Raw genomic sequence first — 18,156 nt, 5'->3', positions numbered from 1 at the left:
ATCCTTGCCAGATATTTTAAACTGCCATTATTTTTATAATAAGAATGATAACTAATATCATTTGGAGAGGATTAAGGCAATCCTTAATACACGGATGCGCGCATTAATGAAACGCACGCATTGGCCCGGAGTGATTCTTCCCGGGTACCGCCCTGTGCGTTCGTAAAGCTGGCATACTGAAACAGCGGAAGAAGAGAACAGCCCATTGGTATTTCGTGTAGTGACATAACGTTAATATGTCATTACAAGGGAACGCAGCCCCGGTAAGCGCAAGCGCCACCGGGGAAAGAAAGGTTATTGTTGCGCTAACTGATTGCGACGGTACTCGCCCTGGCGCTCCAGCATCCAGCCAGGATACTCGCGCGGCAGCGCGCTGACCGCATCCAGCTGTTTCAGCTCATCATCGCTCAGCTGAATGCCGGTTGCGGCAATGTTGTCATCCAACTGATCGACCCGTTTCGCCCCGATGATGACGCTGGTCACCGCCTTCTGGTGCAGCAGCCACGCCAGCGCGATTTGCGCCACGGAAACGCCTTTACTTTCAGCGATGGTACGCATCACGTCCACGCAGTCGAAGGCGCGATCTTTATTCACTGGCGGGAAGTCGAACGCCAGGCGACGACTACCGGCCGCGCTCTGCCCGTCGCGATCGTATTTTCCGCTCAGCAGACCACCCGCCAGCGGGCTCCATACCATCAACCCGACGCCTTCGCTCTGCATCATCGGCACCAGTTCGCGCTCAAGGTCGCGCCCGGCGATGGTGTAGTACGCCTGCAATGAGGCAAAACGCGCCAGCCCCAGACGCTCAGAGATGCCGAGCGCTTTGGCAATCTGCCATGCCGCCCAGTTCGAGACGCCGATATAGCGTACGTGACCGTGCTGCACAAGATTATCCAGCGCGTAAAGCGTCTCCTCGATGGGGGTCGCGGGGTCGAAACCGTGTAGCTGATAGAGATCGATATGATCCAGCTGCAAGCGACGCAGGCTCTCCTTCACGCCGCTGATGATGTGATAGCGCGAGCTACCGCGCGAGTTCACCCCCGCTGTGCCGGTTTCACCGAACACCTTGGTGGCAACGACCACGTTTTCGCGCGGAATTTTCAGGTTCTTCAGCGCCTGCCCGGTGATCTCCTCTGAACGCCCTTCCGAGTAGACATCTGCCGTGTCGATAAAATTGATCCCGGCGTCCAGCGCGCGGCCCACCAGCTGCTCGGCGTCGCTTTGCTGAAGCTGACCAATTTTGCCCCACATGCCGCCTTCACCGCCGAAGGTCATGGTGCCGAGGCAGAGTTCAGAAACAAACAGTCCGGTATTGCCCAGTTTTTGATAACGCATAACGCTTTCCTCGCATGTCGATTGGGTGTCTGTTAGTTATACCCGCCCCCCAGCCATCGCGAATGTGGCGTTCCTGTCCGTTTCTTGCCCAATCCTCTGAATCTATCCGCGCGGGGCGTCGCCAAAGACGCTGTAGTCTGGCAGCCGTACCTGCTGATACGGCTCCCAGCCGCCGCCGAGGGCTTTGTAGAGCGCCACCAGGTCAAGCGCGCTCTGCACCTGCGCCTGCGCCCGCTGCTGTTCGGCCTGAGCGAGCTGACGCTGGGCGTCCAGCACGTCAATAAAGCTGGCGATCCCCTGCCGGTAGCTGTCGCTGGCGAGATCAAAGGCGTTTTGCAGCGCGTCGATGGTTTTCGCCAGGCCCGCTTCACGCTGCTGGTCGGTGCGATAGCTCACCAGCGCGTTTTCAACGTCGCCGAGCGCCGTCAGTACCGTCTGGCGATAGTCCAGCACTGCCGCCCCCTGCTGCGCGCGCGCCACCTTGACGCTGGAGACCAGCCGACCGCCCTGGAAAATCGGTATGGAAACCTGCGGGCCAAAGCTGTAGAAGTGGCTGCTCCAGTCGGTCAGCCAGTTAGATTCACTGTTGCGCAGGCCAAACTGTCCGGAGAGGGTAAAGCTCGGGAACAGTTCTGCCACCGAGACGCCAATCTGCGCCGTGGCGGCATGGAGATTCGCCTCGGCTTCGCGCACGTCCGGGCGGCGGCGGGCCAGCGTCGACGGAATACCGGTCTGCACAATATCCGGCAGCGCGGGCATCGGCTGCACGGATTGCAGTTCGGCATCCAGCGCGCCCGGCGGCTTACCAAGGAGGATCGCCAGCCCGTTCATCGCCTGGCGTTCCTGCGCCTGATACTGCGGCAGCTGCGCTTCAAGATTGCCCAGCTGCGCCCGGGCATTTTCCACGTCCATCTGCGGCGACAGCCCGCCCCGCTGGCGGCTTTCGGTCAGATCCAGCGTCTGCTGTGCGCTTTCAATTTGCGTATTAAGCGTGGCAATGATGATCTGCGCCCCACGCAGCTGTAGCCACGCCCGCGCCACTTCGGCTTCCAGCGAGACCAGCGCATCGTTACGCTGCTCGATCGCCGCCCGCTGCTGCGCCTCAGCCGCTTCTACCTGACGGCGCACCTTGCCCCACAGGTCGATTTCCCACTGGGCGTCGAAGCTGCCCTGATAGAGGTTTATCGGCTGCGTCAGCGGGCCTAACGCGCCCCGCAGTTCAGGATCGACATTTTTCAACTGGTCATACACGCCGTGGGATTTCAGCTCCCCTTCCAGCCCAAGCTGCTGGCGCGTCGCCTGCACATTGCCATTCACCGACGGGAAAAACGCCCCGCCGGCCTGGTTAATCTGTTCGCGCGCGCCGGCAATGCGTAATACCGTTTGCTGTAGCGTCAGATTCCCGGCGATGGCGCGTTCAATCAGGCTGTCGAGCTGCGGCGAGCCGAAGGTTTTCCACCAGCGCGGGTTAGTGGCCGCGGAGGAAGTTTGCGATTTCACCGCGCTGTCGCCCTTATCGTTCCAGTGCGTGGTGGCGGGCGGTGCTGGCTGTTGGTAGTCCGGCCCGACGGCGCAGCCCACCAGCAGCATCATTATCATCAGGGGGTGTAAACGTCTGTGTATCATCAGTGTGCTCCTGCACTCCCCTCGCTCTTAACCGGCGAGAGCAACAAACAAAACGGAATCAGTAATAGGGCCACCGCGCTCAGAATGGTGAAGACGTCGATGTAGGCCAGAAAGCGCGACTGCTCGATCATCGTCTGGTACATCCGCCCGGTGGCAATGCCGGTCGGATCGCCCACCTGAGTGGTGAAGTTCTGGATCGCCTGGGCGCTTTCGCGAATCGCCAGCTGGAACTGCTCGTTAAACGGCGAAGCGTGGTAAGCCAGATGCGCGCTGTGCGCCTGCGAGCGCTCGGTGATCGCCGCCGTCGAGAGAGAAATCCCAATCGAGCCGGCCACGTTGCGGAACATGGTAAACAGCGCCGCCGCGTCGGCGTTAAGCCGCCTCGGGATCGAGATAAAGGCGATGGTGGTCAGCGGCACAAACAGGAACCCCAGCCCTATCGACTGCGCGCTGCGGAACAGCACCAGCGTTTCGAAGTCGATATCCGGCGTCAGCGTGCGGGACCAGAAGAACGACACCGCCAGGCAGGTAAAGCCGAAGGCGATGATCCAGCGCGTCTGCACCACCGGCATCAGCTTCAGCACCAGCGGGATGGTCAGCACAATCAGCACCGCGCCGGGCGAGAGCACCAGCCCGGACCAGGTGGCGGTATAGCCCAAATCCTGCTGCGCCAGCTGCGGAATAACCACCGAACTGCCGTACAGGATCATCGCCATCCCCGCCATCAGCAGGCTGGAGATCGCAAAGTTGCGGTCCTTCATACAGTGCAGATCCACCACCGGCTTTCTGGCATACATCAGCCAGTAGATCGCGCCGATAATGCCGACCAGCGTCAGTACTGCGAAGGTGCGGATAAAGTTCGAATAGAACCAGTCATCATCTTCGCCCCGGTCGAGCATCACCTGCAAACAGCCAAGACCGAGGGCGATCAGGCCGATCCCCGTCCAGTCGACGGTGAGCTTCTCTTCCGACTTTTTCTCCCACGGCGGATCTTCCAGCAGCTGATAGATGGCCAGCACCGTCACAATCCCTACCGGGATATTGATAAAGAACACCCAGCGCCAGGAGTAGTTATCGGTGATCCACCCCCCCAGCGTGGGGCCGAGTACCGGCGCGACGATAATGGCAATGGATGAAAGGCCAAAGGCTTTGCCCCTGTCCTCCGGCTTAAAGTAGTCGAGTAGCACCGACTGCTGGGTAGGCTGCAACCCGCCGCCAAAGAACCCCTGCATCACGCGGAAGAGGATGATTTGCCATAGCTCGGTGGCGATGCCGCACAGGAACGAGCAGATGGTGAACATCACAATGCAGATCAGGAAGAACTGCTTGCGACCAAACAGGCGGCTCAGAAAGGCCGAAATCGGCAGCACGATGCCGTTCGCCACCAGGTAGCTGGTGAGCACCCAGGTGGATTCGTCATAGCTGGCCGAGAGCGACCCCGCGACGTGGGGCAACGCCACGTTGACGATGGTGGTGTCCAGAATTTCCATAAACACCGCCAGGGTGACCACAATCGCCACCGCCCACGGGTTACTGGCGGGCTTCCAGTTATCGTGGCTGTGATCCGTCATTCCACGGTGACCTTCGGTTCAACCGACAGCCCCAGCGGCAGCGGCTTGTTCGGATCCAGCCCTTTATCAATGACGATTTTCACCGGCACGCGCTGAACGATCTTCACAAAGTTACCGGTGGCGTTTTCCGACGGGAAGGCGGAGAAGCGCGAGCCGCTGCCCTGCTGGATGCTGTCGATATGGCCTTCCAGCTCCATATCCGGCCAGGCATCGACGGACACGGTCACTTTGTCGCCCGGCTTCATGCGCTCAAGCTGCGACTCCTTGAAGTTCGCCACCACCCACACGTTCGGGGAAACCAGCGAGAACAGCGCCGTACCTGCCTGCACCAGCGTACCGGGCTGGACGTTGCGTTTGGTGACAAAACCGTCGAACGGGGCGCGGACTTCGGTATAAGAGAGGTTCAGGTTGGCGGTTTCCAGCTGCGCTCTGGCCTGATCGACCTGCCGTTCGCGGGCTTCGACGTTGGTCTCCTGCTGGCGGATTTGCAGCTGCACCTGCTCCGCCACTTCCAGCTGCGCCTGCGCGCTGGCCAGACCCGCCTGGGCACTCCGCAGTTGAGCGTTCGCGGCATCGATACTTTGTTGCGTGGTCGCGCGCGGGTCAACGCCGCGCTGACGGCGGTACTCCGCCTGCGCGTTGGCCATATCCGCCTGGGCTTTCAGTACCTGGGCTTTGGCTTCATCGCGCTGAGCGGGATATTGCACCTTCGAGAGCGCCAGCTGCGCCTGCGCCTGATGCAACTGCGCAATCGCCAGCCCAAGCTGGGCCTGGGCCTGATCGCGCTGGGCGGTGGTATCACGCGGATCGATCACCACCAGCACATCCCCTTTCTTCACGCGCTGGTTATCCCGCACGCGAAGTTCGGTGACGTAGCCTGCCGTTTTTGGGGCAATGGTCACTACGTCGCCGTCGGTGAAGGCGTCGTCGGTGGTCTCTTCGTTACGGGTTAAAAACCACCAGACCAGCGCCACAATCACCATCACGATGACCACGATGCCAAGGATAATTAACGGTTTTTTCCCCGGGCGCTTGCGCTCGTTATTGTTTTGATCCTGCTCGTCAGCAGGTGGGTTTTGATCTTCTGCCATAGTTCAGCAACAGTCCTGTCAGTGAGCGGCATCACACTATGCCGTTCACTAAAGCTAGGACGTTGCTATACATTTGCCAGGAAAAACTGACAAATTGCGCACTATATGAGAAGGAATAGTCCGAAACCGACCGCCGCTGACCAGAGCAGCATCGGGATTGACCATAAATGGAAGCGCCACCAGATGCGGCGATCGTTGGCCATCCGCAGGGCGATGAGGTTGGCCAGCGAGCCAGGCAGCAGCCCAAAGCCGCCGACGTTGACCGCCCACGCCAGCAGTACCGTTGGGGGAACATAGTTAAGCAGCAAAATGGTGGACGGCACGTTACTGATCACCTGCGAAAGACCAATCGCCGTCAGCCATAATCCCGGCTGTGACAGACCGCTGACGCTATGGAGAACGTTCTGCAATACAGGCAGCTGGATCAGGAGATGGACGTCAATAAACATCGCCATAAACACCAGCAGCAGCGTCCAGTCAACGCTCACCAGCACCCGCCGGGCGAGGAACAGGAAGCCGCACGCCACCAGCAGCGCGCCCGCCAGCGCCTGGTTTAACTCCAGCGCGATAAGGAAAACGATATACAGCCCCAGGCAGCTCCAGACGAGACGCGGCTGCCACTGGGGGCCGGTTGTACCGCTGTGGTACTGCAACGATTTATTCGGGAAAGCAAACCAGCCCACCGCCAGCAGCGACGCCACGATCGCCAGCGCCAGCGGCGCCATCTGCCCGGTAAACGCGGTAAACGACAGGCCGGAGCGTCCCCACAGCAGAATGTTCTGCGGGTTACCGATAGGCGTGAGCAGCGAGCCCGCATTGACGGCCAGCGCTTCAAAGATAATCAGACGGGTAACCGGTATTTCGCACAGCTTACGCAGCGTGAGCGTAAGCGGCACCACGATAAAAAGCGCCACGTCATTAGTGAGAAACGTCGACAACAGCGCCGCCGAAAAGACCATAAACAGGGCCAGCTTGCGCTCGGTGGCGAAGCGGCGCACCATTTTGCGCCCCAGCACGTCAAAATAGCCGCTCAGCTCCACGCCTTTGGTGAGCATCATCAAACCGCTCAGAGTAATAATGGTGCGCCAGTCTATGGCCGCCGGCCAGGTGTGCGGCGTGAAGGGCACAAAGACGCTGAGCCCAACGCCAGTGATCAGTAAAAGATGGAAAAAGCGATCGCGTTTCAGGGCCTGCAAGCCGGGGATGTTCATTCAGCGGAGGGACCGTATTTGAGCGTAAACTCGCGGAACTTCAACAGCGTCTCTTCACTGACGTGGTGTTCCATACCTTCGGCATCCCGACGGGCAATTTCCGGGCTGACGCCCAGCACCAGTAAAAAATTCTCGACGATCTGGTGGCGCTCGCGGCTCTCCTGCGCCAGCTTTTCGCCCTCAGCGGTGAGAAACACCCCGCGCCAGGGGATCATCTCGATCAGCCCGACCGACGCCAGACGTTTTAACATTTTTGCAACGGTTGGCTGCGACACCCCAAGGCGTGCGGCCATATCCACCTGGCGCGCTTCTCCAACCTCACGGATCAGATCAGAGATCAGTTCGACATAATCATCAATCAGCTCCCGGCGGTGCGCCTCACGCACCTGGCGGAAGCCTTCCACATGCTCTTCAACGTTCACCAGTTGCGTCGTTTTTTTTGTTGTTGGCTTACCTGCGCGACGGTTCATTGTGCTTCCTCAATGGGGTTGACGCTTCCAGCGCCCTGTAACGGAGCGCACATTGTAAACCATAGCTCTACAAGCACAAAAAATTAACGAATTAGCCATAGCTATACAATATAGCCTGTGCTATATCTGTATGTAATGCAGTCACCCTTCACGGATCGAAGGGATCATGAATCAGGAGGTCTTATGAATGAATTCAAGAGGTGTATGAACGTGTTTACCCACTCTCCTTTTAAAGTGCGCCTGATGCTGTTGAACATGCTGTGCGATATGTTTAACGCCAAACCGCAGCAGGACGACAATTCTTCCCACTAAGCGGCGTCGCGGTACGCCGCTTCATTTTCCCGTCACACTTACGTTGTAAACTGGCCTGTTCCCGATTATTTTTGCGGATTTGCAGCCCCCTTCGCAAAACATCTGTTTAGCAACTGTTGACCTTAATTCACGCTCGCACTATCTTCTTGCAGCCCTGCACAATTTGCGGCTCGCTGAAGCGGACCTCTCATTCCCTTTCCACGCACTGTCCGGCAGGCTTTGACCCTTGACGCCAGGGTGAGCACATGGCGTTTTCGTGATAGTGATCTATGAACGTAACCCTGATTGATACACTTGTTACCCGCAGCCGGGCCTTAAGCCCGTGGACGGGATTCTATTTTTTGCAATCGCTGTTGATTAACTTTGCTCTTGGCTACCCCTTTAGCCTGCTTTATGCCGTCGGATTCACCTGTATTCTTCACCTGCTCTGGCGAAGCGCACCGCGCGTGCAGAAAGTGCTTATCGGGATCTGTTCTCTGATTGCTGCCGCCTATTTCCCGTTTGGCCAGGCCTATGGCGCGCCGAACTTTAATACTCTGCTGGCGCTCCACTCCACCAATATGGAAGAGTCCACAGAGATCCTGACGATCTTTCCGTGGTACAACTACGTGGTTGGCCTTTTCATTTTTGCCCTCGGCGTGATTGCGGTTCGTCGTAAGCCCGTCGGGAAAAAGGCATGGGGTAAAATTGAAAGCCTGTGCCTGGCCTTTAGCGTGGTGACGTTTTTTGTTGCACCGGTACAAAATCTGGCCTGGGGCGGCGTGTTTAAGCTTAAAGATACCGGGTATCCGGTGTTTCGCTTCGTCAAAGACGTGGTGGTGAATAACGAGGAAGTGCTCGACGAGCAGGCGCGTATGGCCGAGCTTTCCACCATGAAAGATACCTGGAACGTGCTGGCGGTGAAACCGAAGTATCACACTTACGTGGTGGTGATCGGGGAAAGCGCGCGTCGCGATGCGCTCGGCGCGTTTGGCGGTCACTGGGATAACACGCCGTTTGCCAGCTCCGTTAACGGTACGCTGTTTACCGACTACGTGGCGGCCAGCGGCTCGACGCAGAAATCACTCGGTCTGACGCTCAACCGCGTGGTGGATGGAAAACCGCAGTTTCAGGATAATTTTGTCACCCTGGCCAACCGGGCAGGTTTTCAGACATGGTGGTTCTCTAACCAGGGACAGATCGGCGAGTATGATACCGCCATCGCCAGCATCGCGAAGCGTGCCGACGAGGTACAGTTCCTGAAAAGCGGTGATTTCGAAGCCGATAAAAACACAAAAGATGAAGCGTTGCTAAAAATGACGGCGCAGGTCTTTGCTACTCAGCGCACCCAGCCGCAGCTGATTGTCCTGCACCTGATGGGGTCACACCCGCAGGCATGCGATCGTACCGGGGGAAAATATGCGGAGTTTGTGCAATCCAAAGAGACCTCGTGTTATCTCTACACCATGACGCAAACCGACGATCTGCTCAGCAAGCTGTACGCACAGCTGCGCAACAGCGGCGACAGCTTCTCGATGGTCTATTTCTCTGACCACGGTCTGGCATTTAAGGAGCGCGGTAAACAGGTGCAGTATCTGGCACACGATGACAAGTTCCAGCAAAACTTCCAGGTACCGTTTATGGTGCTGTCGAGTGATGACAAAACGCATCGCATCATCAAAGCGCGCCGTTCCGCGAACGATTTCCTGAAATTCTTCTCACAATGGACGGGGATTAAGGCGAAAGAGATAAAAAATGATTACCCGTTTATCTCCGGGAAGAAGGGCCCGCCAGTTTACATTACCAACTTTAAGTTACAGAAAGTCGACTATAACCATCTTGGGACGGATATTTTCGATATTAAGAGTAAGTAATTTCTGCCGTTTCGTGCGGGCTGATGCCCTCACCGGCCCTCTCCCACGGGGAGAGGGTACAAACAAAAAAAATCCGCCACATTGGGCGGATTTTTTACTGGCTCACCGAAGTGATTAGAAGCGGTAACCTACGCCCGCGATCCAGGTGCCAACGTCAACGTTGCGGATACGGCTCTGCTCATAGGAGAAGTCCAGAGCAACGTTTTCGATTGGGTTGAACTGCATACCTGCGCCATAGGAGAAACCATAGTCGCTGTTGCTTGCAGTACGGTTCAGACCCTGGTTTTCGGTCTGCTGGAATTTACCGTAGCCAACACCTACAACACCGTAGATGCTTGCCCAGTCATTCAGGCGGTAAGCAGGACCCGCGGTGATGCCGTAGTACTGACCTTTATTGTAAGAGCCATTTTCAGTACGATCTTTCTCGGTGTAAGTGAAAGAACCGATCACACCCAGCGGGTTGTTGTCTTGCTCGTAACGGTACTTCAGGTTGAAACCGTTGGTTTTGTTCATCACGCCCTGCATATCGCTCTGAGCGTAACCACCGGTTACAGTAGAAGTTGCCGCTACAGCGGTACCTGCGGAAACAGCCAGAACAGCTGCCAGTGCTGAAAGACATGCAATTTTTTTCATAACCACCTCAAATGTGCTTCAAGTAAGTCCGTAAGTTTTAAATATATCAAAAAATTCTGTGAAACTCTTTGTCATTCACGATGTCTAATGCGACCTTTCCTGTAACAGAACATTTCCAGCACCAGCTATCTCGTTCAAATAACTCCAGATTTTCACCTGTAAATGCTAATAGTGCGCGTCATCGCCATTTAGTTCATCCAGATTATTCCTAATCTTTCAGGCGATAAAATCATCAACGTTTTCTCATTTTACGGATTTTCCCTGGATTTTTTTCAACAGTAGCTCAACCGTTGCAGCTTATTTCCATTACACTGCGACTTTTACCTCATTTGACATAAATTGACAGGAGAAAGGATGCCAGGTTTACCTCGTAAATCGTCGGTCTGGATGCCGGTGGCAGTCATACTTATCGCGATGATGTCCATACAAAGCGGCGCGTCGCTGGCAAAATCGCTGTTTCCGCTGGTTGGTGCGCCCGGCGTCACGGCGCTGCGTATCGCATTAGGCACCCTGATCCTCGTGGTTGTTTTTAAACCCTGGCGGCTACGGTTTAAAAAGGAGCAGCGACTGCCACTGCTTTTTTATGGGCTGGCGCTGGGAGGGATGAACTACATGTTCTATCTCTCTATTCAGACGATCCCGCTGGGGATCGCGGTCGCGCTTGAATTTACCGGCCCGCTGGCGGTTGCCCTCTTCTCTTCTCGTCGTCCGGTAGACTTTATCTGGGTCGTACTGGCCGTGCTGGGGCTATGGTTCCTGCTGCCGCTCGGGCAAAGCGTTTCACAAATCGATCTGACAGGGGCAGCTCTGGCGCTGGGCGCGGGGGCATGCTGGGCGGTGTATATTCTCACTGGCCAGCGTGCGGGGGAAGAGCACGGCCCCGCGACGGTCGCCTTAGGCTCGCTGATTGCCGCCGTTATCTTTGTCCCGATTGGAATGGCACAAGCGACAGACTCAATATGGCAATGGTCAATCCTGCCGGTTGGGCTGGCGGTTGCCATTCTCTCCACGGCGCTGCCCTACTCTCTGGAGATGATCGCCCTGACGCGCCTGCCCACACGCATTTTTGGTACGCTCATGAGCATGGAGCCCGCGCTGGCCGCCATCTCAGGAATGATTTTCCTCGGTGAAACCCTGACCCTGGTACAAACGCTGGCGCTCTGTTCCATTATCGCGGCGTCAATGGGCTCCACCCTGACCATGCGTCCGGAACCTAAAGTGGAAAAAATAGACCTCAACTAAGCCTTAAATTCTGCATGGCTAACCCGCCATGCAGAATATACGCCACGTCAGTAGCTCAAATAATTTCTTACAAACTCTCTCATATTGCCAAAATATTTCACCTGCTCGCCTTCCTGGAGAGTGGATTAAGATTGATCTGTATCAATTTAAATAAACTAATTATTTTTCAAATAGTTGATAATACAACCTTCCTTTCGCTATTAAACCGATAGGCAGAGCCAAACCGCAGAGAAAAAATCCGGTGCTATACTTAGTCCCGTAATTACCTGGGACACAAACATCAAGAGGATATGAGATTATGAGTACCGCTAAACTGGTGAAAACGAAAGCGTCTAATCTGCTTTATACCCGTAACGATGTATCGGATAGCGATAAAAAAGCGACCATCGAGTTGCTGAATCGCCAGGTGGTCCAGTTCATCGATCTTTCGCTGATCACCAAACAGGCCCACTGGAATATGCGCGGTGCAAACTTTATTGCCGTTCATGAGATGCTGGATGGCTTCCGCACAGCACTGGTGACTCACCTGGATACCATGGCCGAACGCGCCGTACAGCTGGGTGGCGTGGCACTGGGTACCACACAGGTGATCAACAGCAAAACGCCACTGAAAAGCTATCCGCTGGATATCCATACCGTTCAGGATCACCTGAAAGAGCTGGCGGATCGTTATGCGATTGTGGCGAATGATGTTCGTAAAGCGATTGGCGAAGCCAAAGATGAAGATACCGCTGATATCTTCACTGCCGCATCACGCGACCTGGATCAGTTCCTGTGGTTCATTGAGTCCAACATCGAATAATCCCTGCGGATTGTCCGAATAACCCTCGCCCCTGGCGGGGGTTTTGCACATTTATGGTGCGCACTTTTGCCCGCAATGGCCGCAAAAGTGAATAAAATGTAATAATCACCTCACACAACCGTTAACGGAAGATTGTTTTTTCGTCAGATTCTGCGCTAAATATCCCCTTGTCATAAGACCTTAACGAAGCGCACCAAAACGGTGCTCCATTCTGGTGCAACCTGGCAAAATTGCCACGCTTTTTGTGCAATGCGTGACATCATCCCCTTTGCAAAACAACAGCTTGTAAAATTGGCACGATTTTTTCATTGTGCCTGAGGTTCTCGCAGGGGATCGCCCCGTGGATATAAAAGGAAATGCTATGAAGTCTGTATTAAAAGTTTCACTGGCTGCACTTACCCTGGCGTTTGCGGTGTCCTCGCAGGCTGCCGACAAACTGGTTGTGGCGACTGACACGGCGTTCGTACCGTTTGAATTCAAACAGGGTGATAAATACGTTGGTTTTGACGTGGATCTGTGGGCCGCTGTCGCAAAAGAACTCAAACTGGATTACACCCTGAAGCCAATGGATTTCAGCGGCATTATCCCGGCACTGCAAACCAAAAACGTTGACCTGGCGCTGGCAGGCATCACCATTACCGAAGAGCGTAAAAAAGCCATCGACTTCTCTGACGGCTACTACAAAAGCGGCCTGCTGGTGATGGTGAAAGCGGATAACAACGACGTGAAAAGCGTGAAAGATCTCGACGGTAAAGTGGTCGCCGTGAAGAGCGGCACCGGCTCCGTTGATTACGCGAAAGCCAACATCAAAACCAAAGACCTGCGTCAGTTCCCGAACATCGACAACGCTTACATGGAACTGGGCACCAACCGCGCTGACGCGGTGCTGCACGACACGCCTAACATCCTTTACTTCATCAAAACCGCCGGTAATGGCAAGTTCAAAGCGGTAGGTGATTCCCTGGAAGCTCAGCAGTACGGTATTGCGTTCCCGAAAGGCAGCGACGACCTGCGTAACAAAGTTAACGGCGCGCTGAAAACCCTGAAAGAGAACGGCACCTATAACGAAATCTACAAAAAATGGTTCGGTACCGAGCCTAAATAATTTCACCTGACTTCAGGTTTGTAACGCCCGGTGGCGCTTCCGCTTACCGGGCCTACGTTTTTTGTTTTTCACCACGGTATACAGGAATACATCATGCAGTTTGACTGGAGCGCCATCTGGCCTGCCATTCCTCTCTTGCTTGAAGGCGCTAAAATGACCCTGTGGATTTCGGTCCTCGGTCTGGTTGGCGGGTTGATTATCGGTCTGGTGGCCGGTTTCGCCCGCACCTACGGCGGCTGGATTGCAAACCACATCGCACTGGTTTTCATCGAAGTGATCCGCGGCACCCCCATTGTGGTGCAGGTCATGTTCATCTACTTCGCCCTGCCGATGGCCTTCACCGACCTGCGCATCGACCCGTTCAGCGCCGCCGTTGTCACCATCATGATCAACTCCGGCGCCTACATTGCGGAAATTACCCGCGGTGCGGTGCTGTCGATTCATAAAGGCTTCAGCGAAGCCGGCCTGGCGTTAGGTCTTTCCCGTCGCGAAACCATTCGTCACGTGATCCTGCCGTTGGCGCTGCGCCGCATGCTGCCGCCGCTGGGTAACCAGTGGATCATCAGCATTAAAGACACCTCGCTGTTTATTGTTATCGGCGTGGCCGAACTGACCCGTCAGGGCCAGGAGATCATCGCGGGTAACTTCCGCGCTCTGGAAATCTGGAGTGCGGTCGCCGTTGTCTATCTGATTATCACGCTTGTCCTGAGCTTTGTTCTGCGTCGTCTTGAAAGAAGGATGAAAATCCTGTGATTGAATTTAAAAACGTTTCCAAGCACTTTGGCCCAACCCAGGTGCTGCACAATATCGATTTGAACATCAGGCAGGGCGAAGTGGTGGTGATCATCGGGCCGTCCGGTTCCGGCAAATCCACCCTGCTGCGCTGCATTAACAAGCTTGAGGAGATTACCAGCGGCGATTTGATCGTCGATGGTCTGAAGGTTAACGATCCGAAAGTGGACGAGCGCCTGATCCGCCAGGAAGCGGGCATGGTGTTCCAGCAGTTCTACCTGTTCCCGCACCTCACGGCGCTGGAAAACGTGATGTTTGGTCCTCTGCGCGTGCGCGGGGCCAGCAAAGCGGCAGCGGAAGCGCTGGCAAAAGATCTGCTGGCGAAGGTTGGTCTGGCGGAGCGTGCCCACCACTATCCTTCCGAGCTTTCCGGCGGCCAGCAGCAGCGCGTGGCCATTGCCCGTGCGCTGGCGGTGAAGCCAAAGATGATGCTGTTCGATGAGCCAACGTCGGCACTCGACCCGGAGCTGCGTCACGAAGTGCTGAAAGTTATGCAGGATCTGGCGGAAGAAGGCATGACGATGGTGATCGTTACCCACGAAATCGGCTTTGCCCAAAAGGTGGCGTCCCGTCTGATCTTCATTGATAAGGGCCGTATCGCGGAGGACGGGAATCCGCAGGCGCTGATTGCGAACCCACCAAGCCAGCGCCTCCAGGAGTTCCTGCAACACGTCTCCTGATAGCCACACCCAGAGCCGGGCATGCCCGGCTTTTTTACGCCGGATTGTTCCCAAAAACTCCCCTCCGCTCCCCACGCTCTATACTTATCATTTTGCACGATATTTTTGTCGGAGGACGCCGTGCCGTGGATCCTGTTGCTACTGTTTAGCCTGTTTAGCGCGCCATCACTTGCTGTAACCCTTCCCGGCGTTACCACCGGAGCCACCGCCACCCAGCAAAATGCGCCGCCAGAGCCAGACGCTGAAAAGAAAAAAGCCGCCTACGGCGCGCTGGCCGACGTGCTTGAGAACGACACGTCCCGACAGGAGTTGATCGATCAGCTGAGGAAGGTGGCCGCCACGCCGCCTCAGGATCCGGTTCCTGCTATTGCGCCGCCGGAAGCCGAAGAAGAAAAAACGGTGCTGGAAAACGTCACCGACATCAGTCGCCGCTACGGGGAAGCCCTGTCGTCGCGTTTTGCCCAGCTCTATCGCAACCTGGTTGGCACCTCACATAAGCCTTTTAATCCTCACACCTTTTCCGCAGCCGCCACCCAGTTTGCTATTCTGGCTGGCGCCGTCTTCATTTTTTACTGGCTGTTGCGCCTGTCTGTCTGGCCGCTTTACCGGAAAATGGGCCAGTGGGGACGCAAAAAGAATCAGCATAAAAGCAGCTGGCTGCATCTTCCGGCAATGATTACCGGGGCGTTTGTCATCGATTTGCTGCTGCTGGCCCTGACGCTGTTTGTCGGCCAGATGCTGGCCGACCGACTTAATACCGGAAACAAAACCATCGCGTTTCAGCAGGGACTGTTCCTCAATGCCTTTGCCCTGATTGAGTTCTTTAAAGCCCTCCTGCGGTTGATCTTCTGCCCGCGCGTGCCGGACCTTCGCCCCTTCGCCATTTCGGATCAGAGCGCCAAATACTGGGCGGTGCGGCTCAGCGTGCTGAGCGGGTTGATCGGTTATGGCCTGCTGGTTGCCGTGCCGATTATTTCCAACCAGGTTAACGTGCAGTTCGGGGCGCTGGCGAACGTGCTGATCATGCTGTGCATTACCGTCTGGGCGCTGTACCTCATCTTCCACAATAAAAAAGCGATCACCGACAGCCTGCTGCACCTGGCCGATCGCTCCCTCTCCTTTTTCAGCCTCTTTATTCGCGCCTTTGCGCTGGTGTGGCACTGGCTGGCCAGCGCCTATTTTATTGTGCTCTGTTTCTTCTCCCTGTTCGATCCAGGCAATAGCCTGAAATTTATGATGGGGGCGACGTTCAAAAGCCTGGCGATTATCGGCATTGCGGCCTTTGTCTCTGGCCTGCTCTCCCGCTGGCTGTCGAAAACGATCACCTTGTCGCCGCAGGTTCAGCGTAACTACCCGGAACTGCAAAAGCGGGTAAATGGCTGGATGACGGTATCCCTGAAGGTGGCGCGTATTCTGACGGTCTGCGTGGCAATTATGCTGCTGCTGAACGCGTGGGGGCTGTTTGATTTCTGGAACTGGCTGCATAACGGCGCGGGGGAAAAGACCGTTGATATTCTTATTCGTATCGCGCTGATCCTGTTCTTCTCCGCCGTCGGCTGGACGCTGCTGGCAAGCCTTATCGAAAACCGTCTGGTGTCGGATGTCCACGGCAGGCCGCTGCCGAGCGCCCGCGCCCGCACGCTGCTGACCCTGTGCCGCAACGCGCTGGCGGTTATCATCAGCACCATCACCATCATGATTGTGCTGTCGGAAATCGGCGTGAATATCGCCCCGCTGCTGGCGGGTGCCGGTGCGCTTGGGCTGGCGATCTCCTTTGGTTCGCAGACGCTGGTGAAGGATATTATCACCGGCGTTTTTATCCAGTTCGAGAACGGGATGAACACCGGGGATCTGGTGACCATCGGACCGCTCACCGGCACGGTGGAGAGGATGTCCATTCGCTCCGTCGGCGTACGTCAGGATACCGGCGCGTACCACATTATTCCGTGGTCATCGATCACCACCTTTGCCAACTTTGTGCGCGGCATTGGTTCGGTGGTGGCGAATTATGATGTCGATCGTCATGAGGATGCAGATAAGGCGAAGCAGGCGCTGCGGGATGCGGTGAGCGAACTGATGGAGATGGAGGACATTCGCGGGCTGGTGATTGGTGAACCGTCGTTCGCGGGTATCGTCGGGCTGACGAACACTGCCTTTACCCTGCGCGTGTCGTTCACCACCCAGCCCCTTAAGCAGTGGACGGTGCGCTTCGCCCTCGACAGCATGGTGAAAAAACACTTCGATCTGGCGAACGTGAGAGCGCCGGTGCAGACGTATCAGGTATTGTCGCCGCCCGCTTCGCCGCTGCCTCCGCAGGAGCCGACGCTGTAACTGAGCCGGGTGGCGGCTTCGCCTTACCCGGCCTGCGATGGGGGGCTATTTGCGGCGTTTGTTATCGTCCATAAAGGTCCAGGCGATAAAGCGGCTCTGCTTCTGACCCTGCGCCATCTCTTTTTTGACTACCTTCACCGCGCCGACGTCGGTCAGCGCGCGGTAAAGCGGCGGCAGGTTATCGCCGCGGGAGACCAGCGTGGTAAACCATTTCACCTGACGACCGAAGCCCTTACTCTCGGCAATCATGCGCAGAATAAATGCCACTTCCCCGCCCTCGCACCATAGCTCCTGCTGCTGGCCGCCAAAGTTCAGCGCGCCGTCTTCAGCCTGGCCCAGGTTACGCCGCTTGCGTTCACTTCCCGCACGTGCGGAGGCGGCGGAGTCATGGAAGGGCGGGTTGCACAGGGTGGCATCATATTGTTCGTTCTTGTGAATAATGCCGTTGAAAATAGCAGCGGGATCCTTTTGACGACGCAAACGAACGGCCCGGCTTAACCCTGGGTTAGCGTTGATAATGGCCTGTGCGCTGGCGAAGGCTTCGGCGCCGATCTCGCTGCCGGTAAACCGCCACTGGTACTCATGTGCGCCTATCAGGGGGTAGATCAGGTTCGCGCCCGTACCGATATCAAGCACGGTGGCCTGTTTCGGCACCACGCCGCCATTATCATCCGCCAGCAGATCGGCAAGATGATGGACATAATCCGCACGTCCTGGCACCGGTGGGCAGAGAAAGCCATCCGGGATGTCCCAGTGCGTAACGCCATAAAAATGGGCCAGCAGCGCTTTGTTCAGCGTCTTAACCGCCAGCGGATCGGCAAAGTTTACCGACGGTTCACCGGCTGGTGTCTGAACAATAAAATCCTGCAATTCCGGGCAGCTCAGGCACAGGGCTTTCATGTCGTAGCGGCTACGGTGGCGGTTACGCGGGTGCAATCCCGGCTTTTGGGAAGTCATGGCATTCTCCTTTAGACAGCCGCGTAAGATACCCTGTGACGGCGCGGGGGTAAATATCTGTCTGCGCTACACAAAAAACCGACGAAAATCAGCAACCTGTATGTCTATGATCTGTCAGCAAATTGTCAGAATTTATCGTTCAAAA

General features: G+C 56.1%; 16 protein-coding genes. 8 read left to right on the top strand and 8 right to left on the bottom strand.

From position 1 onward, the window contains the following. Positions 1 to 294 precede the first annotated feature (294 nt). From L379_RS15470 to mntR, 6 genes are all read right to left on the bottom strand, one after another. Positions 295 to 1,335: an aldo/keto reductase gene (locus L379_RS15470; protein WP_015571054.1), complete on the bottom strand. Its 1,041-nt coding sequence runs from the start codon at positions 1,333 to 1,335 to the stop codon at positions 295 to 297. A 102-nt stretch (positions 1,336 to 1,437) separates the two neighbouring features. Continuing rightward, the gene (locus L379_RS15475; protein WP_032653050.1) at positions 1,438 to 2,961 is read right to left on the bottom strand and encodes an efflux transporter outer membrane subunit; all 1,524 of its coding nucleotides are present in this window, start codon (positions 2,959 to 2,961) and stop codon (positions 1,438 to 1,440) included. Further along, positions 2,961 to 4,532: a DHA2 family efflux MFS transporter permease subunit gene (locus L379_RS15480; protein ID WP_015571056.1), complete on the bottom strand. Its 1,572-nt coding sequence runs from the start codon at positions 4,530 to 4,532 to the stop codon at positions 2,961 to 2,963. The genes L379_RS15475 and L379_RS15480 overlap by 1 nt, the downstream gene beginning before the upstream one ends. Further along, positions 4,529 to 5,623, bottom strand: coding sequence for an HlyD family secretion protein (locus L379_RS15485; protein WP_032653048.1), 1,095 nt, complete (start codon positions 5,621 to 5,623; stop codon positions 4,529 to 4,531). The genes L379_RS15480 and L379_RS15485 overlap by 4 nt, the downstream gene beginning before the upstream one ends. Positions 5,624 to 5,724: 101 nt before the next feature. Beyond that, positions 5,725 to 6,834, bottom strand: a complete 1,110-nt coding sequence (locus L379_RS15490; protein ID WP_017384914.1) for an anion transporter — start codon at positions 6,832 to 6,834, stop codon at positions 5,725 to 5,727. Then, positions 6,831 to 7,304 carry a manganese-binding transcriptional regulator MntR gene (mntR, locus tag L379_RS15495; protein ID WP_015571059.1) on the bottom strand — a complete coding sequence of 158 codons (474 nt, stop codon included), beginning with the start codon at positions 7,302 to 7,304 and terminating at the stop codon, positions 6,831 to 6,833. Before mntR ends, L379_RS15490 begins: the two co-directional genes overlap by 4 nt. Positions 7,305 to 7,487: 183 nt before the next feature. Between mntR and mntS the strand changes: the two genes are divergently transcribed. Next, positions 7,488 to 7,616 (top strand): manganase accumulation protein MntS, encoded by a 129-nt coding sequence (mntS, locus tag L379_RS15500; RefSeq protein ID WP_017384915.1) that lies wholly within the window; start codon positions 7,488 to 7,490, stop codon positions 7,614 to 7,616. Between the two features lie 269 nt (positions 7,617 to 7,885). Continuing rightward, positions 7,886 to 9,469 carry a phosphoethanolamine transferase gene (locus tag L379_RS15505; RefSeq protein ID WP_032653046.1) on the top strand — a complete coding sequence of 528 codons (1,584 nt, stop codon included), beginning with the start codon at positions 7,886 to 7,888 and terminating at the stop codon, positions 9,467 to 9,469. Between the two features lie 114 nt (positions 9,470 to 9,583). On the opposite strand, the gene ompX is transcribed toward L379_RS15505, so the two are convergent. After that, positions 9,584 to 10,102, bottom strand: coding sequence for an outer membrane protein OmpX (gene ompX, locus L379_RS15510; RefSeq protein ID WP_003858450.1), 519 nt, complete (start codon positions 10,100 to 10,102; stop codon positions 9,584 to 9,586). Positions 10,103 to 10,456: 354 nt separating this feature from the next. Between ompX and rhtA the strand changes: the two genes are divergently transcribed. The 6 genes from rhtA to ybiO all read left to right on the top strand — a co-directional run bounded on the left by rhtA (position 10,457) and on the right by ybiO (position 17,054). Beyond that, positions 10,457 to 11,344, top strand: coding sequence for a threonine/homoserine exporter RhtA (gene rhtA, locus L379_RS15515; RefSeq protein WP_017384917.1), 888 nt, complete (start codon positions 10,457 to 10,459; stop codon positions 11,342 to 11,344). 298 nt (positions 11,345 to 11,642) lie between these two features. Continuing rightward, positions 11,643 to 12,146, top strand: coding sequence for a DNA starvation/stationary phase protection protein Dps (gene dps / locus L379_RS15520; RefSeq protein ID WP_000100801.1), 504 nt, complete (start codon positions 11,643 to 11,645; stop codon positions 12,144 to 12,146). 361 nt (positions 12,147 to 12,507) lie between these two features. Then, positions 12,508 to 13,251, top strand: coding sequence for a glutamine ABC transporter substrate-binding protein GlnH (gene glnH, locus L379_RS15525; RefSeq protein ID WP_003858455.1), 744 nt, complete (start codon positions 12,508 to 12,510; stop codon positions 13,249 to 13,251). Positions 13,252 to 13,344: 93 nt separating this feature from the next. Beyond that, the gene (gene glnP, locus L379_RS15530; RefSeq protein ID WP_003858462.1) at positions 13,345 to 14,004 is read left to right on the top strand and encodes a glutamine ABC transporter permease GlnP; all 660 of its coding nucleotides are present in this window, start codon (positions 13,345 to 13,347) and stop codon (positions 14,002 to 14,004) included. Further along, the gene (gene glnQ / locus L379_RS15535; RefSeq protein ID WP_032653044.1) at positions 14,001 to 14,723 is read left to right on the top strand and encodes a glutamine ABC transporter ATP-binding protein GlnQ; all 723 of its coding nucleotides are present in this window, start codon (positions 14,001 to 14,003) and stop codon (positions 14,721 to 14,723) included. The genes glnP and glnQ overlap by 4 nt, the downstream gene beginning before the upstream one ends. A 120-nt stretch (positions 14,724 to 14,843) precedes the next feature. Then, positions 14,844 to 17,054 (top strand): mechanosensitive channel protein, encoded by a 2,211-nt coding sequence (ybiO, locus tag L379_RS15540; protein WP_023303335.1) that lies wholly within the window; start codon positions 14,844 to 14,846, stop codon positions 17,052 to 17,054. 45 nt (positions 17,055 to 17,099) lie between these two features. Here ybiO and rlmF read toward each other — a convergent pair whose 3' ends face one another. Further along, positions 17,100 to 18,011 (bottom strand): 23S rRNA (adenine(1618)-N(6))-methyltransferase RlmF, encoded by a 912-nt coding sequence (gene rlmF, locus L379_RS15545; protein WP_017384919.1) that lies wholly within the window; start codon positions 18,009 to 18,011, stop codon positions 17,100 to 17,102. Between the last annotated feature and the right edge of the window lie 145 nt (positions 18,012 to 18,156).

Source organism: Enterobacter sp. MGH 33 (assembly GCF_000534535.1).
In the GTDB taxonomy this organism is placed as follows: Bacteria; Pseudomonadota; Gammaproteobacteria; order Enterobacterales; family Enterobacteriaceae; genus Enterobacter; species Enterobacter hormaechei_C.
The sequence above is the reverse complement of the archived record's forward strand: the minus strand, read 5'-3'. Positions and strand labels throughout refer to the sequence as shown.

What these genes read in the sequence shown, in the direction of transcription:
- L379_RS15470 (WP_015571054.1), bottom strand. Translation starts at nt 1,335, where the DNA reads ATGCGTTATCAAAAACTGGGCAATACCGGACTGTTTGTTTCTGAACTC.
- L379_RS15475 (WP_032653050.1), bottom strand. Translation starts at nt 2,961, where the DNA reads ATGATACACAGACGTTTACACCCCCTGATGATAATGATGCTGCTGGTG.
- L379_RS15480 (WP_015571056.1), bottom strand. Translation starts at nt 4,532, where the DNA reads ATGACGGATCACAGCCACGATAACTGGAAGCCCGCCAGTAACCCGTGG.
- L379_RS15485 (WP_032653048.1), bottom strand. Translation starts at nt 5,623, where the DNA reads ATGGCAGAAGATCAAAACCCACCTGCTGACGAGCAGGATCAAAACAAT.
- L379_RS15490 (WP_017384914.1), bottom strand. Translation starts at nt 6,834, where the DNA reads ATGAACATCCCCGGCTTGCAGGCCCTGAAACGCGATCGCTTTTTCCAT.
- mntR (WP_015571059.1), bottom strand. Translation starts at nt 7,304, where the DNA reads ATGAACCGTCGCGCAGGTAAGCCAACAACAAAAAAAACGACGCAACTG.
- mntS (WP_017384915.1), top strand. Translation starts at nt 7,488, where the DNA reads ATGAATGAATTCAAGAGGTGTATGAACGTGTTTACCCACTCTCCTTTT.
- L379_RS15505 (WP_032653046.1), top strand. Translation starts at nt 7,886, where the DNA reads ATGAACGTAACCCTGATTGATACACTTGTTACCCGCAGCCGGGCCTTA.
- ompX (WP_003858450.1), bottom strand. Translation starts at nt 10,102, where the DNA reads ATGAAAAAAATTGCATGTCTTTCAGCACTGGCAGCTGTTCTGGCTGTT.
- rhtA (WP_017384917.1), top strand. Translation starts at nt 10,457, where the DNA reads ATGCCAGGTTTACCTCGTAAATCGTCGGTCTGGATGCCGGTGGCAGTC.
- dps (WP_000100801.1), top strand. Translation starts at nt 11,643, where the DNA reads ATGAGTACCGCTAAACTGGTGAAAACGAAAGCGTCTAATCTGCTTTAT.
- glnH (WP_003858455.1), top strand. Translation starts at nt 12,508, where the DNA reads ATGAAGTCTGTATTAAAAGTTTCACTGGCTGCACTTACCCTGGCGTTT.
- glnP (WP_003858462.1), top strand. Translation starts at nt 13,345, where the DNA reads ATGCAGTTTGACTGGAGCGCCATCTGGCCTGCCATTCCTCTCTTGCTT.
- rlmF (WP_017384919.1), bottom strand. Translation starts at nt 18,011, where the DNA reads ATGACTTCCCAAAAGCCGGGATTGCACCCGCGTAACCGCCACCGTAGC.